The sequence below is a fragment of the Bradyrhizobium sp. Leo114 genome (assembly GCF_055229415.2).
In genome coordinates, this window is record NZ_JBUYEN020000094.1 from 1 (window position 1) to 14,179 (window position 14,179).

Genomic DNA, 14,179 nt, shown 5'->3' on the forward strand with positions numbered 1-14,179 from the left:
AGCTATCTGAAGCTGCCCAACGGACGGGCTTTGACTGGCCAAAGCCATGATTACAAGCGGCATGGCACGACGACGCTGTTCGCCGCGCTCCAGGTTGCCACCGGAACGGTCATCGCGGAGCATTCAAGCGCCGCCGCCGCATGGAGTTCCTCGGCTTCATGAACCGGCTGGTTGCCAGCTTTCCGGACCGCGAACTTCACGTCATCCTGGACAACCTCAACACGCACAAGAAGAATGAGCGCTGGCTCAAAAAGCACCCCTTGGTGCAGTTTCATTTTACGCCGACGGGGCATCTTGGCTCAATCAGGTCGAGACCTGGTTCTCCATCCTGCAAGGCCAGTCGTTGAACGGTGCATCATTCACCGCCGTCACGCAGCTACAGGAGCACATCGATGCCTTCATCCGCGCCTACAATGAAAAAGCACAGCCCTTCGCCTGGACGAAGAAACGAGTCCGCCAAAACGGTTCAAAGGCCGCCGTATCACTCAGCTCTGATTCCGGGTACTAGCAATGACCCAGACGGCGATTATTGGCTCCGGCCCGATCTCGAATCCCATTCGGGAAGCGTTCTATACGACCGATTGAGTTCGACACCCAGCGCTCTTGCGCTCGCCTTAGAGCATGATCCGGAAAAGTGGGCACCGGTTTTCCGAAACGATCATGCTCCATAGAGCGGGACCACGATTCGAAGAAAAGTCATGACCTCTAGGCCTGAATCGGAATGAGGGGAGCCACTTCCCGATCCTGCGGTTTTTCGCTCGCCGCAAGGCCGGCGGCGACGCCGATGCGGTCTGCCTTGGGCCGATGCTGACTCATCTTGCGCTTGCCCTCGAACCTGGTGACCGGAATGCGCACCCCGACGATACCGCGCAGTTGCGCGGCGATGAAATCAGCGGGTGCGTCGCTGACAGCCGATGGGTTCGTACGCGACGTCTCATGGACGTTCGTCAGCCGTGTGACCACCTCGAGCAGACGTTCGGGCTCCTGGAAGAACTCGACCGGCCCGTACGCGTGGACGGCGATGTAATTCCATGTCGGCACCACCTTCCCGGTTTCTTGCTTGGTGGCGTACCATGAGGGCGTCACGTAGGCCTCCGGACCCATGAAGATCGCCAGAGCCTCGCCGTTCGGGGCCGCGCGCCATTGCGGATTGCTCTTCGCCAAGTGCCCGTACAGAACTCCGTGCTGTCCTTCGGTCTCCTCGAGGAAGAGCGGCAAGGGTGTCGCAAGCGGCCCGTCCGCGGTGGCCGTGACCAGGTTGGCGAGGCCGGCGGAGCGGATGGTCGCTCGGATGCTTTCGACTTCGTCATCTTTGAAGGCGGGGGGCACATACATGTCGGTTCTCCGTTCTCAGCCCTGACATAGACCCAGCTTGGCACGATCGAAACTGCCAGTTATCGCTGATTTTGCTCGTCCAGCTGTAGGGGCATGCGGCTATGACAATCGCCGCGAACGAAGCTAATCGACGGCTTGAGCCAGAAGCTGACAGCCGCGCTCGATCTGGCGGGTTTCCAGCGCGGCGTAACCCATGACGAGCCCGATATTGTCCAGCTGGCACCGGCGGCCCGGATGACGTTGATCGAAGAGGGGGCGACCGGATATCCTTCGCTTGCGACGCAAGAGGCGCTACGGGTCATCGCGGGAATGGTGCCGAATGCACGCCGATCTCCACTGGTCGGACATCGATCCGGACGGCACCTGGATCTTCCGCATGATCGAGCGCGCTATCGGACGCCCGATCCGTCCCCACCTCATGAGCATCGAAATCGCCAAGCGATCTGGACAAGTTCCGCCGAAAAAGGCCGCACCAGCGCGATGCCCATCGGATTCCGGCATAGCTGCGCTCGCCGCTTATCTGGCGGGGGAGGGCGCCAAGATCCTCGAGCAGGAAGAGCTCGACCCGGCCTTGCCCCAAGTCACCGCTCGGAGGTCAGCACTAGTCTAACTGGCCGAGAACCGTCGGTATCATGCGATTGAGAACCGTCAACTCGGTTCCAAGCGCATAGGAAATCGGATTCTCCGTTGTGACTTGAACGACAGTGCCAACCTTCAAATGCATGACTACAGGGTTGCCGGTCACGGGGGGCGCTGCGACTGTCGGGCAAAACGCGAGACAAAGGATGGACCTTGCCGTCTTGGTCCGGCGAAAGATGCAGTCGATCTTTGACTGACCGTTGTCGGCGACGATGCGAGCTATCATCTGCCGACAAGCTTCCGATGCGACCCCCATCGGGACTAGCCAGTCTGAAAAGTATCCGCCATCCGGCCAGATCTCGTGCGCTTGCTGAATCCCGATCTCGTCCTTGTTCCCAGTGGGGGGAAGGGGGTCATTCAATCCTTTGGGTCTCTGAACGATTTAGTCCTGCAGAAAACAATATGCGGTGTGAACTTCTTCATGTTGTGTGATGCTGACGCGGTGTCGCCGAGTCGAGACCTCGCCTCACTGGATTAACTGTCTCAAGGGCGCATGCTCGCGCAAATCCATCCATTGTGCACCGGTCGCAATTAGTTGTGGTATCGCTTGCGACGCAGCGCACGGGACTGCCAAAAGGTAAGGCGCCCCGGTACTTTGCGCGATTTTTGCAAGGCTGATCGCAAGGTGATCAATTGAAAGTTGTCTTGTCATGAACGCGCAGCGGACGCAGCCGAATACCGCCTATGCGATCTGCGGCTTCAACGATATTCCAAGCCAGCGCGCCATGGGCTTCTACCTCATGATCGTCGACGAAGACGGCAGCCACAGGCCGTGGCCCATTGTCGTGGTGCGCTGGGGCAAGCGGGTGTTTGGCTATCTCAACAAATGCCCGCACAACAGCGTGAATCTGGACTGGGAACGCAACCAGTTTTTCGATCCCCGCGGCATCCGGCTGATGTGCGGCAAGCACGGCTCGACCTTCGAGCTCAGCACCGGCCGCTGTGTCGACGGCCCATGCAAGGGCAGCCGGCTCACGCCGGTTGCGTTGACGGTGCTGGACGGCGATATCTGCGTGACCGGCGTGCGGCTTGTCGAGGAGGAGGTTTCCTCTGGCTAAAGCTGAAGCCGGCGCTCAGACCGGCCGGTTCTCGTTGCGGTTTCTCACGGGTTCCATCCTCTTCAGCCCTTCTTCGTAAGAGATCTCGTCATAGGACGCATCGACATCCTTGGCCGCGTCGAGCAGGTAGTCGAGCTTGCCGGGCGCATCGAGCTTCTTGATGTCATTCTTGTCGACCCCGACCAGGTCCATCATCTCCTTCCAAACGGTGGATTCATCGCACGGCAGCACGTTGAAGGTGATACCAGCGAGCTTGATTCGATATTTCGCCAACAGGTCTATGTTGTTGCAAAACATGAAGTAGCTGCCGTCAGGGCTTAGCGCGCTCTCAAGAACGTTTGCGACATCGGCAAGATAAGCGAAGCAGTGCAGATAGCCGGCCAGCACCGGAATGATGTTTTCGCCGACCTGCACGACCGTCAGTACCTGCTCGATCGAATAGTGGGGCGGCCGCTTCTCGTCCGCGACCTGGGCCTGAAATTTCAGTGCGATATCGCCACGAAAGCCGAACCGGCCCCGCTTGGTGGTCCCGCCCTTGAATATGGGATTGAGCAGGCGCCCTTCCTTCTCCAACCGGCCGAGCGCGGTGTTCTCGATTGCAGTCATCAAAAATCATCCCTCTATCCAAGACCACCGCCGGGCACCCCGGCGGTGGGAGACGCAATGCAAATCATTTGCCGCCGCGGGCGTAACCCTTTCTCGGCGGAATCCATAAAGAAGACACGCAAAGCCGCCGCGATCCCTCGAAGACCTTTGTCAGCAACCAGACACGCGTCGCAAAGCCAACAGCCCGATTTTGAAGAATGTGAGCAGTGTCAAGCGCCTGCGCTCTGGCATGCGACTTGCCAATTCGATGCAAATGACTCTGGAAAACAAAAGGTGCCATGATCAATCTGACGGATAGCGCAGTGAATGCGGTCAAGAGCGCGATCTCGGCTTCGGCCCAGCCGAGGAGCGGCTTGCGCATCATGGTCGAGGCCGGCGGCTGCGACGGATTCAAATACAAGATGGACCTCGCCGACGGGGCAAAGCCCGACGACACCGTCATCGAGCGCGACGGGATCAAGGTGTTCGTCGACAATAAGAGCCATGAGCACCTCGCCGGCACGACGATCGATTTCGTGGTGGCGCTGGAGGGCTCGGGCTTCACCTTCGACAACCCAAACGCTAGCTCGAGCTGCTCCTGCGGCAAATCCTTCAGCAGATGAAAAGAGAAATCAAAGCATGCTGGTCGAACCGGAACAGCTGAAGCAACGGTCGGTCGTTGAGACCGATCGTGAACAACTCATTCGGGCTGTGATCGAGGAGATTCGGCCCAATCTGCAACGCGACGGCAGAGACTGTCAGCTCGTTGGGATCGACGGCAGCAAGATCACGGTCAAGCTGACCGGTGCCTGCGTGTTCTGCAAGCTTTCAAGCGCGACGCTAGAAAGCATTCAGGCGCGGCTGGTCCAAGGGCTCGGCGAATTCGTTCGCCTGATCCCGGTCGCCGGCGGCGCCAATCCGCAGCATTGAGCGAGGCTCTGTGCCGATCTATCTCGACAACAATGCGACCACGCGGACAGATCCGTGTGTCTTGCAAGCCATGTTGCCGTTCTTCACGGAGCGGTTCGGTAATGCCTCGTCCGCCCACGCCTTCGGCAGCGAGATCGCAGGCCCGGTGGCCAAGGCACGCCGCAGCCTGCAGAGTTTGCTGGGAGCCGCCCACGATCATGAGATCATCTTTACTTCCGGCGGGACCGAGTCCAACAACACCGCCATCCTTTCTGCGCTCGCGACCCAGCAAGGGCGCGACGAGATCGTCACCACCTCCGTCGAGCATTCCGCCATCCTCACGCTGGTCGAGCAATTGGCGTTAACGGGCATCAAGACGCATGTGATCCCGGTGGATTCGCGCGGCCGCCTCGACCTCGAGGCGTTTCGCTGGGCGCTTGGACCACGCACGGCGATTGCGTCCGTTATGTGGGCCAACAACGAGACCGGCACGATCTTCCCGGTGGAGTTTCTGGCCGGCTTGGCGCGCGCGGCAGGTGCGCTGTTTCACACCGATGCGGTGCAGGCCATAGGCAGGGTGCCCATCGACCTGAAGGACAGTGCTATCGACATGCTCTCGCTGTCCGCACACAAGCTGCACGGCCCCAAGGGAATCGGCGCGCTCTATTTGCGACAAGGCACGAAATTCAGGCCGCTGATCTGGGGTGGGGCACAGGAGCGACGGCGCCGCGGCGGAACCGAGAACATCCCCGGCATCGTCGGTCTTGGAAAAGCTGCAGAGCTTGCGGCGGAGGGGCTCGAGCCGGAGCGTGTTCGCATTGCTGCGTTGCGCGATCGCCTGGAGCAGACGATTTTGCACAACGGCCGCTGCATCCCGCTCGGCGATGTCAGCAACCGCCTGCCGAACACGGCCAGCATCGCCTTCGAAGATCTCGAAGGCGAAGCAATCGTCCACCATCTCAACCGAGCGGGCATTGCCGCTTCGCTCGGATCGGCTTGCAGCTCGGGGTCAATGGAGCCGTCGCATGTGCTGCGCGCGATGAACGTGCCGGCAAGGAGCCTGCGCGGCGCGGTACGCTTTTCCCTCTCGCGTGAAACCACGGCCGATGACGTCGATCAGGTCGTCCGCGTACTGTCGCGCATCCTGGCTAATCTGCGTGCCATGTCACAAGAGCCTCCCAACCCCACCAGCGCTTCGCCCCAATGCACGAGTTGATCTTATGAAAGTCATGATTCGCCGCTCTCCGGAGGGCCTGTCGATTTATGTGCCGAAAAAAGATCTCGAGGAGCCAATTGTGGAATCGGAGCGCGAGACGCTGTGGGGTGGCTGGATCAGAATAGGCAATGGCTGGGTGCTCGATCTACCCGAGATGGCAAGCGACACGTCGCTGCCGATCACGATCAATGCCAGGAAGCGTGGCGAGGACGGCGACGGCCGATGAAGGCGATGGCGCAAACCGACTTCGTCAATGCGGCCGATGCGGAGGCGATTCTCACTGACATAGCGAGGAGGCTGCGTGCCGCCAGCATTATTCCCTATCTCGGACCTGGCCTCGCTGATGTGTCCAAACCGGATGCGACGATGACGCCGGACGCCTTGGCTGCTTTCTTCGCCAGCAAGGTCGCGCTGCCGCGCCGGGCCAAAGGCAACATCTGGGCGTCTGCGCAGCACATCGAGAGCAACAAGCATCGCACCACCGTGACGGCATTGATGGCGCTGGCCTTTGCTGCGCCGGTCGAGCCGACGCCGCTGCATCATCATCTTGCCGTGCTGCCCCTGCCTGTCATCGTCGATACCTGGTATGACGGTGCGATGCGGGGGCGCTTGGCAGGCGCGAGGGATGGGGTGAGGTGCAGGGTATCACCCGCGCCGGCCTCGGCGAGGACCGCTGGTATCGCTTCTATGATGCAGCGGGCGGAGAGGTCGACCATGATGCGGCGCAGAGCTGGAGCACGGTCCTCTATAAGCCGCACGGCGGCGTGTTGCCCGCAAGGAACTTCCTGATCTCTGACGCCGACTATGTCGAGGTCCTGACCGAGATCGACATTCAGACGCCGATCCCCGATGTGGTGAAAGAGCGGCGCAGTGGCCGAAGCTTTCTCTTCATCGGCTGCCGCTTCAACGATCAGCTGCTGCGAACTTATGCGCGGCAGCTCACCAAGCGCTCGGCCGGTGTTCATTACGCCATCGTGGAGCCAGATGTGCTGTCCAGGAATGAACTGCGTTTTCTGGTCGAACAGGGCCTGACGCCGCTTGCGATCCCGCTCCCGCGCGCGATCGAGATCCTGCTCGCCGGCCGACAGACCGGTATACGGGTGTCGATGTTGCTCGCGTGCCGGCGCACGCGAGTTGTCTTTCGTTCGCGCCAGGGAATGAGTACGTTCATCTCTGTGTCGGGATCGAGACGCCTGGCACACTTCGAACATTGCTAATGTCGTGCAGAAGGCCGTCGCTTTCACGGCAGAGGGCGGTAAGCGGCTCAGCTTTTGACCTAGATCAAAATTGCTCGCAAGTCCGGCCATGGCACGCGAGTTGCAAATCTTCTTTTCAGTTTCCGCTGCAGGGAGAATGGAAGGATGAACGTATCAGCGCTGGACGAAGCAAGCTCGGTAGGGAGCGCGGTCGACATTGGCAAGGTCATGCAGATCGCCGCGCGCAAGGGCTGCGGGAGGTCCGGCGGGGGCAAGGCAAGCTGCGGCTCGCAGGCCGGCCAGGGTGATCTGCCGACCGAGATCTGGGAGAAGGTCAAGAATCACCCCTGCTACAGCGAAGCAGCGCATCATCATTACGCGCGCATGCATGTTGCGGTCGCGCCTGCCTGCAACATGCAGTGCAATTACTGCAATCGTAAATATGATTGCGCTAATGAATCGCGCCCGGGCGTGGTGAGCGAAAAACTAACGCCGGAGCAGGCGGCGAAAAACGTGCTGGCGGTCGCCTCCACAATCCCACAGATGACTGTGCTCGGCATCGCGGGGCCCGGCGATCCCCTGGCCAATCCGAAAAAGACGTTCAAGACGTTCGAGCTGGTGGCCAAGGCTGCTCCCGACATCAAGCTGTGCTTGTCGACCAACGGCCTGATGCTACCCGACCATGTCGACACGATCGCCCGCTTCAAGATCGATCATGTCACCATCACTATCAACATGGTCGATCCCGAAATCGGCGCCAAAATCTATCCGTGGATTTTCTACAACCACAAGCGCTACACCGGCCTAGAAGCCGCAAAGATCCTCAACGAGCGCCAGCTGAAAGGCCTCGAGATGCTCACCGAGCGGGGCATCCTATGCAAGATCAATTCGGTGATGATCCCGGGTATTAACGATCAGCATCTGGTCAAGGTCAACAAGGCGATCAAATCGCGCGGCGCGTTCCTGCACAACATAATGCCGCTGATCTCCGCGCCCGAGCACGGCACGGAGTTTGGTCTCAACGGGCAGCGGGGGCCAACCGCGCAGGAATTAAAGGCACTGCAGGATGCCTGCGAGGGCGAGATGAACCTGATGCGGCATTGCCGGCAGTGCCGCGCCGACGCTGTCGGCTTGCTCGGCGAGGACCGCAGCGCGGAGTTCACTACCGAGAAGGTTATGGCCATGGACGTCAAATATGACTTGCCGATGCGCAAGGCCTATCAAGCCAAGATCGAGCAGGAGCGCGTTGCCAAGCTTGCTGGCAAGCAGGAAGAGCTCGTCGAGCTTGCCAGCAAAATGAGTGACATCAAGCCCATGGTTGCCGTGGCGACGAAGGGCGCGGGCGTCATCAACGAGCATTTCGGTCACGCCAAAGAGTTCCAGGTGTACGAACTCTCCACGACCGGCGCCAAATTCGTCGGCCATCGCCGCGTCGATCACTATTGCCGGGGCGGCTGTGGCGAGGAGGAGCGCCTTGCCACCGTCATCAGCGCCATCAACGACTGCCATGCGGTATTAGTGGCCAAGATCGGCGGCTGTCCGAAAAGCAATCTGTTGAAGGCCGGGATCGAGCCAGTCGACCAATACGCCCATGAGTTCATCGAAAAATCAGCGATCGCCTGGTTCAAGTCCTATCTGGAGAAGGTGCAAAGCGGCGAAATCCAGCATACCGAGCGGGGCGAGGCGGCGATCCGCCAGGGCGCACTGATTTCGGCCGCCTAAGGGGGAAGGTCAATGCCGTTCAAGATCATCGCCTCGCAATGCACGAGCTGCTCGGCTTGCGAGCCCGAATGTCCCAATGTCGCAATCTCGGAGAAAGGCGGAACGTTTGTCATCGATCCGAAAAAATGCACCGAGTGCGTCGGCCATTTTGACGAGCCGCAATGCGTCGCGGTGTGCCCGGTCGATAACACCTGCGTCTTGGACACCTCGTTGCCGCGCTACCAGGCGCGCGCGTAAATAGGGGCCGATCCCATGACCTTTACGCCGGCGCCCAGCGCTGAAAAACTCGCGATTTTCGCGCTGCGCACCGCTGGCCGCAGCTTCCGCCTCGCCGTTACAGGCGGTGGTTGCTTGGATTTGTCCGCCAAGACAGGTGTTGCGCCGGCACCTCGGCCCGGTCAGCAAGGCCTCCAGCGGAACGGGCTAAGATTGCCTCAATTCGGGAGCCGCTAATGCTTGGCGGTGTCACGATCGATTTGACCGACACTGCTGCGCAGAGCGGGCCGATCTTCCAAGAAGCAGGTGTGCTGCTCCAGCGATACCGCAAAGGCTGCCCATTAGAACAGGAAAGCTGCCAATGAACCTCGCTGGGGCCGGCAATCCGCTGTCCGGGAGCGAAGGGGCGCTGATTGCGCGCACGCTGCTCGGCGAAGGCCTGCCGCGCGAAGCCGAGGATCATCTGTGGCAGGCCGGGCTCCTCTATCACGTGGATGCGATCGCGGAAAGGCACCTGCACGAAGCGCAGGCGCTAGCGCCGGGCCACGCCGCCGTCCTGATCGGAATCTACCGCTTCTATTTCTACAAAGGTCGCTTGGCCGAGGCGTTGGAGGTGGCAAAGCTCTGTATCTCCAAGGCAGCGCGCGAAAACGGTCTCGCTGACGATTGGCGGCGGGTCAGCGCGGGCGACGCTGCTTTCGATTGCTACGAGAACATCCTGTCGCGCTTCTATTTATTTTCGCTAAAAGCCTACGCGTACCTGCAGCTGCGGCTCGGCAATCTGGATGAAGGCCGCGCGGCCGCCAGCAAGCTCGTGCAGCTCGAGCCGACCGACAAGATCGGCGCCAGGGTGCTCCTGGACGTGCTGCAGCGGATGGGGCAGGACGATGACGATTGACATCGATAAGGCCCGCGACTGGCTGGGCAACGAGGTCGACTGCGGCACCTGCACTCGTATCGGGCTCAGGGCCAGCGGCGGCTGCCGCTTGATGCACGCCTGCGTCAACGACCGCTATGCTCGCCGCGTCGACCGCTTCTTCTACTGGAATCCGGCGCTGGCCGACGCCTACATCACCCATCCACATTTTGAGGTGCGCGCGATCGCAGCCAACCACGCCAGCGTGTTTCTGCTGCCGATGCCGCCCGACGATGCTGAGGAAACCGTGCGCTGGAACGCCGCGCGGCGCCTGCCCAAGCGCTTAGTGCTGCGGCTGCGCAACGATCTGCATCGGAAGGTTAGGATGCGGGTTGCGACCTTGCTGGATGGGAGCTGGCGCCGATGATCTCGGACCAGGACTATTACGTCCGCCTGGTGGTGGCGAGCCGGATCGCGCGGGCGCTGCTTGGGCGTCTCATGAGCGATGACGAACCCGAGGTGCGCCGCGTGGTTGCGATCCGTGTTCCCAATGAGTGGCTGCTCGGCATGGTCAATGATCCCGATGGCACCGTGCGCCTCGAGATCGCACGGCGGCCGAGCTAGCGGAATTGACCAAAGACGAGGACTCGATGGTGCAGGAAGTCGCCCGCGCGCGCGTGGCCATCCGGCCCGAACGACCGAGAGAGAGTGGGACATGAGCAACATCGTTCGCGACAGCGAGGTGGTCGAGTTGACCGGGCCGCCTTTCTTCAGGTTTGGCGAAAAGGTGCAGGCCAGCCGTACCATCCGCAATGACGGGACATATGCCGGCAAGGAGATCGGCGAGATCCTCGTCAAAAAGGGGGAGGTGGGTTACGTCGTCTCAATCGGCACTTTCCTGCAGCAGTTCTACATCTATGGCGTTCAATTTCTCGAAAGCGGCAACCGCGTCGGCATGAAGCGCAAAGAGCTCGAGCCGGAGGTGGGGCGCGATGAGCTTTTGGATCTGCCGTTGCCTGAAGAGGCCGGCCCATGATCGCCTCGAGACTGCCGAAATACCAATGGGGCCAGCGCGTCAAGGCAGCGGTCGACCTCATCAATGACGGCTCGTTTCCCAATGCACCGGCCGATAGACTCCTGATCGGCGCCGGAGGGATCGGCGAGATCGTGCAGGTCGGCAGGCATAGGGAAGGCAACGTGCCAATCTATCTCGTCGAGTTCGGCGAGCGGATGGTCGTCGGCTGTCTTGAAGAAGAAATCACAGTGCTATGAGGGGGCCTTTGGCGATGAATGCCGCGGTGATGAGAAAGGCAGCGGTCAGGATGATCCCTCACCCGAACGAGCTCGATTGCAAGCGGATCGAGCGCGCCTTAAGCGCGCGCAAGCGCTATCGCTATGTCTCGCCGCATGTGAAGGCGGTGAGGGGGCTATCTGATCGAGAGTCCCTGCTGCTCTCGCAATATCGACGCCGATGGCGGCCTTATCGATGCCGCGCTGATCCACTACGACATGGTGTGCGGCATGTGGAAGCTGTTTCGCAAGAACCACGCAAACGGAATCTGGGAGTTTTATAGCATTTACCACCGGCTGACCTCGGCGATCGAAGATTTGAACACAGATCCCGAGCGGCTGTTCTGGCTATGAAGCTTATTTAGGGTCCAATTATATGGGAGACGCGATGGTGCTTGGCACAGACGAATTGATGGAAATCGAACGGGTGCTCGCGGCGGCGCAGGCTGATGCAGATCCGGTTCTCGAGTTGCGGCGTCGCTTTCCGCACCTCGCCGCGACACGCTGTGATGCCTCTGACGTGACGGAGCGACCATTCCGGAGTCTTCCGAATTTCGATCTGCATCTGATCGATGGCTGCGATCGCTGCCTAGATATCACGGCCGATCCGGTGCGGGCGATTGGCATCCTGCTGGCGGCAAGGAGGATCGGACGGTGATCGGCGTTGGACTGGTAGGGCATCGCGACGATGGCACGGACGCGGTCGACGCCGATTTATCCTTCATTCCGCTCTCAGATCCCGATATCACCTCCGCCGAGCTCTCCGCCGTGGAAGCGCTGCTGTGTTCGCCACGGGTCTCCAATGGGCCCATCACCGAGGCCTTCGAGAAAGCCTTCGCCGCCTACCTTGGGCGCAAATATGCCGTTGCCGTCCCCAGCGGCACCATCGGGCTTCTGCTTGCACTAAAAGCGCTCGGCATCGGACCCGGGCAGGAGGTGATTGCCTCGCCTTATTCGTTTCGTGAGGTAGTGCATGCTATCAGTCTCGTGGGCGCGAGGGCCGTATTTGCCGACGTCGACTATTGGTCGGGAGCCTTGGCTCCGGCGAAGGTCGAAGAGCGTGTCACGGCCAACACGCGGGCGATCATTGGTGGCAACCCCAATGGCCATCCGGCGCCATGGTCGGAGCTGCGCGCGATCGCGCAGCGCCATCAATTGCCGCTCCTGGAGGATTCAACCGAAGCGATCGGATCGCGATACAAGTTCGAACTCGTCGGCCGCTTTGGCGATATCGCCGTGTTCGACTTCGCCCAGCCACTGGCCCTGACCTGCGGCGAAGGCGGCATGGTGGTGACCGACGACATCGACATGGCCGTTGGCTTGCGCCGCCATCGCGCGCATCGGCTGGATGAGCGCTCCTCCGTTGTCGTCAGCAGCGCAGCGCCCCACCAGGCCGGCATGAGCGATCTCACAGCCGCGCTGGGCCTTGCGCAGCTGAAGCGCCTCGAGGAGATCCTGGAGCGGCGCCGACTCGTCGAACAGCTCTACAACGCGCATATGCAATCCTTTGAGGGTATCAAGCCTCCCTATGTCGGTCCCGATGTGACCGAGGTGAACTGGTTTCTTTATCTCGTCCATCTCGGAACGCGCTTCGCGCGATCCAGCCGCGACGCCATTGTCGATGACCTCCGCATCGAGCAGGTCGAGGCCGCCGCTTATTGCTATCCCTTGCATCTGCAGCGGCATTATTTCGAACTTGGCTATCGTCATGGCGATTTCCGGGTTGCGGAAAAGATCGCCGATCGCGCCCTGGCACTGCCGTTTCACAGCCACCTCACCGACGAGCAGATCGAGTTCATCGTGGAGACGATGAAGGACGCATCCATCAACATCGGCGCTGGCGCAGCAATTTATTAGCAACGAGGAATTATCAATGCGAGGCGCAAGGCAGGCTTGAATGTCGACATGCACAGTCTCACCGTTGGACAAGATAATCGACGTCATTCACGCCACGTCACTTTTGGCGGTGCTGCAGAACCCGGAGATCGCCACTTCCGGACAAATGCAGGGGCAGACCACACGCGGATGCTCCGGCCTGTTCGTCCGGCAAGGCCACGAGGAACTCTTGAGGGTGGTGCGGGAAGACAATGAGAAGCTCAATGCAATTTGATGTTCTCAGCGGGCCGTCGATGCCTACAAGGAGCTGGTCGGTGGAATTGGCGTCCTTCGGTTGACCGGTACCGCCGTCGATGTCTTTCGCGCAGGAAAACACGGCGCATGAGCAAGGGAGCAGCGCGACATGGGCAGCCAAGAGATTGAGGTGTTCGCCGTCTGCCCCGCCGATGCAATCGAGCGGGGCAGCGCGAGGGGCTTTAGCCTGTCACGGATCGACGAGAGCGGTGAGAGTCGGCCGTTTCCGATTGTTGTGGTTCGGACCGTTGGCAATGATTATCACGGCTATGTCAACCGCTGCCCACATGACGGCGTCTGGCTCAACATCCGTGCGGGCGAATTTTTCTCGCCCGACCGCGCCTTTCTCGGGTGCGGCCGGCACGGAGCGATCTTCGAGATCGACAGCGGGTTTTGCATCGATGGCCCTTGTAACGGAAGAGCCCTTGAGCCGGTTGCGCTCGCCGTGATCGGCGGCGACGTCTGCCTGTGTGCCGTGAAGCTGGTGGAGGACAACGGCTTTCCCGGTCCGTTCGAGGATGGCGACGAAACCATGGACATCATGATCCATCCAGATTAACAGGCTTGATCTCATGAACGTGGACTTAAGGAGTCTTTTAAGGGAAAGCGCCGTCATTCGCATGAACATCGGCGCAGGTCTGTCGCGTATCGCTGCGTTCGGATTTGTTAGGATCAAGGGCCGGGCAGGCCGGCGGGTTATCCTGTAGCCCAGCATGAATGGTACGGCGCTACTCGAACAGCGAGACGCGCATCCATTCGATGTTCGCGTGCGTTGGTGGCTTTGCGAGGATCAAACGCCCGGTCGCCAGCTCTTATCGCGCATGGACGCATTACCCTGAAACGGAGATCATTCGCGCCCGCATCCGAATGATCTCGGCGGCCCAAGGAGGTGTTCAAGTGCTAGTACCCACTTTTCTTGGATCGTGAGTCGTGCTTCAAGATATGGATGATACCCGAAGCAAGAGAAGTCCACCTTTCGCGGAAAGATCGCAAGGTGCTTGAGGCGTGTTGTCGCTCGCCGACGACA

General features: G+C 60.4%; 19 protein-coding genes and 3 pseudogenes. 20 read left to right on the plus strand and 2 right to left on the minus strand.

Going from position 1 to position 14,179, the window contains the following annotated elements; genetic code table 11:
• Window positions 1-495, plus strand: a pseudogene (locus ACZIRK_RS43260) (IS630 family transposase); the annotation flags it as partial.
• 210 nt (window positions 496-705) lie between these two features.
• On the opposite strand, the gene ACZIRK_RS43265 reads toward ACZIRK_RS43260, so the two are convergent.
• Window positions 706-1,335: an FMN-binding negative transcriptional regulator gene (locus ACZIRK_RS43265; protein WP_028169022.1), complete on the minus strand. Its 630-nt coding sequence runs from the start codon at window positions 1,333-1,335 to the stop codon at window positions 706-708.
• A 319-nt stretch (window positions 1,336-1,654) separates the two neighbouring features.
• On the opposite strand from ACZIRK_RS43265, the gene ACZIRK_RS43270 reads away from it, so the two are divergent.
• Window positions 1,655-1,945 (plus strand): Wadjet anti-phage system protein JetD domain-containing protein, encoded by a 291-nt coding sequence (locus tag ACZIRK_RS43270; protein ID WP_474419651.1) that lies wholly within the window; start codon window positions 1,655-1,657, stop codon window positions 1,943-1,945.
• A gap of 679 nt (window positions 1,946-2,624) precedes the next feature.
• The gene (locus tag ACZIRK_RS43275) at window positions 2,625-3,032 is read left to right on the plus strand and encodes a Rieske (2Fe-2S) protein (RefSeq protein ID WP_028169019.1); all 408 of its coding nucleotides are present in this window, start codon (window positions 2,625-2,627) and stop codon (window positions 3,030-3,032) included.
• Between the two features lie 15 nt (window positions 3,033-3,047).
• On the opposite strand, the gene ACZIRK_RS43280 is transcribed toward ACZIRK_RS43275, so the two are convergent.
• Window positions 3,048-3,638, minus strand: coding sequence for a hypothetical protein (locus ACZIRK_RS43280; protein ID WP_028169018.1), 591 nt, complete (start codon window positions 3,636-3,638; stop codon window positions 3,048-3,050).
• A gap of 278 nt (window positions 3,639-3,916) precedes the next feature.
• Between ACZIRK_RS43280 and ACZIRK_RS43285 the strand changes: the two genes are divergently transcribed.
• The 17 genes and pseudogenes from ACZIRK_RS43285 (at window position 3,917) to ACZIRK_RS43365 (ending at window position 13,711) form a co-directional block, all read left to right on the plus strand.
• Window positions 3,917-4,240 (plus strand): HesB/IscA family protein, encoded by a 324-nt coding sequence (locus ACZIRK_RS43285; protein ID WP_028169017.1) that lies wholly within the window; start codon window positions 3,917-3,919, stop codon window positions 4,238-4,240.
• Between the two features lie 16 nt (window positions 4,241-4,256).
• Complete coding sequence (locus ACZIRK_RS43290; protein WP_028169016.1) at window positions 4,257-4,547, plus strand: NifU family protein; 291 nt, start codon at window positions 4,257-4,259, stop codon at window positions 4,545-4,547.
• Window positions 4,548-4,557: 10 nt separating this feature from the next.
• Complete coding sequence (gene nifS / locus ACZIRK_RS43295) at window positions 4,558-5,742, plus strand: cysteine desulfurase NifS (RefSeq protein ID WP_028169015.1); 1,185 nt, start codon at window positions 4,558-4,560, stop codon at window positions 5,740-5,742.
• A 4-nt stretch (window positions 5,743-5,746) separates the two neighbouring features.
• Window positions 5,747-5,968 carry a putative nitrogen fixation protein NifT gene (gene nifT, locus ACZIRK_RS43300; protein ID WP_028169014.1) on the plus strand — a complete coding sequence of 74 codons (222 nt, stop codon included), beginning with the start codon at window positions 5,747-5,749 and terminating at the stop codon, window positions 5,966-5,968.
• A pseudogene (locus tag ACZIRK_RS43305) lies at window positions 5,965-6,824 on the plus strand (SIR2 family NAD-dependent protein deacylase); the annotation flags it as partial. The gene nifT and the pseudogene ACZIRK_RS43305, both read left to right, overlap by 4 nt.
• A gap of 279 nt (window positions 6,825-7,103) precedes the next feature.
• Window positions 7,104-8,660, plus strand: coding sequence for a nitrogenase cofactor biosynthesis protein NifB (gene nifB, locus ACZIRK_RS43310; RefSeq protein ID WP_130229983.1), 1,557 nt, complete (start codon window positions 7,104-7,106; stop codon window positions 8,658-8,660).
• Between the two features lie 12 nt (window positions 8,661-8,672).
• Complete coding sequence (locus ACZIRK_RS43315) at window positions 8,673-8,897, plus strand: YfhL family 4Fe-4S dicluster ferredoxin (protein WP_028169012.1); 225 nt, start codon at window positions 8,673-8,675, stop codon at window positions 8,895-8,897.
• Window positions 8,898-9,237: 340 nt separating this feature from the next.
• The gene (locus ACZIRK_RS43320; RefSeq protein WP_130229981.1) at window positions 9,238-9,774 is read left to right on the plus strand and encodes a tetratricopeptide repeat protein; all 537 of its coding nucleotides are present in this window, start codon (window positions 9,238-9,240) and stop codon (window positions 9,772-9,774) included.
• Window positions 9,764-10,159, plus strand: coding sequence for a 4Fe4S-binding leucine-rich repeat protein (locus tag ACZIRK_RS43325; protein WP_245475084.1), 396 nt, complete (start codon window positions 9,764-9,766; stop codon window positions 10,157-10,159). Before ACZIRK_RS43320 ends, ACZIRK_RS43325 begins: the two co-directional genes overlap by 11 nt.
• A complete protein-coding gene (locus ACZIRK_RS43330) occupies window positions 10,156-10,356 on the plus strand; it encodes a hypothetical protein (RefSeq protein ID WP_245475083.1) in 201 nt (66 codons plus the stop codon). Before ACZIRK_RS43325 ends, ACZIRK_RS43330 begins: the two co-directional genes overlap by 4 nt.
• A 91-nt stretch (window positions 10,357-10,447) precedes the next feature.
• Window positions 10,448-10,768 carry a nitrogen fixation protein NifZ gene (locus ACZIRK_RS43335; protein WP_130229979.1) on the plus strand — a complete coding sequence of 107 codons (321 nt, stop codon included), beginning with the start codon at window positions 10,448-10,450 and terminating at the stop codon, window positions 10,766-10,768.
• Window positions 10,765-11,004: a nitrogen fixation protein NifZ gene (locus tag ACZIRK_RS43340; protein ID WP_028169009.1), complete on the plus strand. Its 240-nt coding sequence runs from the start codon at window positions 10,765-10,767 to the stop codon at window positions 11,002-11,004. The genes ACZIRK_RS43335 and ACZIRK_RS43340 overlap by 4 nt, the downstream gene beginning before the upstream one ends.
• A gap of 14 nt (window positions 11,005-11,018) precedes the next feature.
• Window positions 11,019-11,376, plus strand: a pseudogene (locus ACZIRK_RS43345) (DUF3024 domain-containing protein).
• 34 nt (window positions 11,377-11,410) lie between these two features.
• Window positions 11,411-11,680: a DUF6129 family protein gene (locus tag ACZIRK_RS43350; RefSeq protein ID WP_474419654.1), complete on the plus strand. Its 270-nt coding sequence runs from the start codon at window positions 11,411-11,413 to the stop codon at window positions 11,678-11,680.
• An 11-nt stretch (window positions 11,681-11,691) separates the two neighbouring features.
• Window positions 11,692-12,879 carry a DegT/DnrJ/EryC1/StrS family aminotransferase gene (locus tag ACZIRK_RS43355; protein ID WP_245475085.1) on the plus strand — a complete coding sequence of 396 codons (1,188 nt, stop codon included), beginning with the start codon at window positions 11,692-11,694 and terminating at the stop codon, window positions 12,877-12,879.
• 40 nt (window positions 12,880-12,919) lie between these two features.
• Complete coding sequence (locus ACZIRK_RS43360) at window positions 12,920-13,132, plus strand: hypothetical protein (RefSeq protein WP_028169006.1); 213 nt, start codon at window positions 12,920-12,922, stop codon at window positions 13,130-13,132.
• Between the two features lie 129 nt (window positions 13,133-13,261).
• A complete protein-coding gene (locus tag ACZIRK_RS43365) occupies window positions 13,262-13,711 on the plus strand; it encodes a Rieske (2Fe-2S) protein (protein WP_028169005.1) in 450 nt (149 codons plus the stop codon).
• The last annotated feature ends 468 nt before the right edge of the window (window positions 13,712-14,179 follow it).

Coding starts and splice junctions, on each gene's coding strand:
- ACZIRK_RS43265 (WP_028169022.1), bottom strand. CDS start 1,335: ATGTATGTGCCCCCCGCCTTCAAAGATGACGAAGTCGAAAGCATCCGA.
- ACZIRK_RS43270 (WP_474419651.1), top strand. CDS start 1,655: ATGCACGCCGATCTCCACTGGTCGGACATCGATCCGGACGGCACCTGG.
- ACZIRK_RS43275 (WP_028169019.1), top strand. CDS start 2,625: ATGAACGCGCAGCGGACGCAGCCGAATACCGCCTATGCGATCTGCGGC.
- ACZIRK_RS43280 (WP_028169018.1), bottom strand. CDS start 3,638: ATGACTGCAATCGAGAACACCGCGCTCGGCCGGTTGGAGAAGGAAGGG.
- ACZIRK_RS43285 (WP_028169017.1), top strand. CDS start 3,917: ATGATCAATCTGACGGATAGCGCAGTGAATGCGGTCAAGAGCGCGATC.
- ACZIRK_RS43290 (WP_028169016.1), top strand. CDS start 4,257: ATGCTGGTCGAACCGGAACAGCTGAAGCAACGGTCGGTCGTTGAGACC.
- nifT (WP_028169014.1), top strand. CDS start 5,747: ATGAAAGTCATGATTCGCCGCTCTCCGGAGGGCCTGTCGATTTATGTG.
- nifB (WP_130229983.1), top strand. CDS start 7,104: ATGAACGTATCAGCGCTGGACGAAGCAAGCTCGGTAGGGAGCGCGGTC.
- ACZIRK_RS43315 (WP_028169012.1), top strand. CDS start 8,673: ATGCCGTTCAAGATCATCGCCTCGCAATGCACGAGCTGCTCGGCTTGC.
- ACZIRK_RS43320 (WP_130229981.1), top strand. CDS start 9,238: ATGAACCTCGCTGGGGCCGGCAATCCGCTGTCCGGGAGCGAAGGGGCG.
- ACZIRK_RS43325 (WP_245475084.1), top strand. CDS start 9,764: ATGACGATTGACATCGATAAGGCCCGCGACTGGCTGGGCAACGAGGTC.
- ACZIRK_RS43330 (WP_245475083.1), top strand. CDS start 10,156: ATGATCTCGGACCAGGACTATTACGTCCGCCTGGTGGTGGCGAGCCGG.
- ACZIRK_RS43335 (WP_130229979.1), top strand. CDS start 10,448: ATGAGCAACATCGTTCGCGACAGCGAGGTGGTCGAGTTGACCGGGCCG.
- ACZIRK_RS43340 (WP_028169009.1), top strand. CDS start 10,765: ATGATCGCCTCGAGACTGCCGAAATACCAATGGGGCCAGCGCGTCAAG.
- ACZIRK_RS43350 (WP_474419654.1), top strand. CDS start 11,411: ATGGTGCTTGGCACAGACGAATTGATGGAAATCGAACGGGTGCTCGCG.
- ACZIRK_RS43360 (WP_028169006.1), top strand. CDS start 12,920: ATGTCGACATGCACAGTCTCACCGTTGGACAAGATAATCGACGTCATT.
- ACZIRK_RS43365 (WP_028169005.1), top strand. CDS start 13,262: ATGGGCAGCCAAGAGATTGAGGTGTTCGCCGTCTGCCCCGCCGATGCA.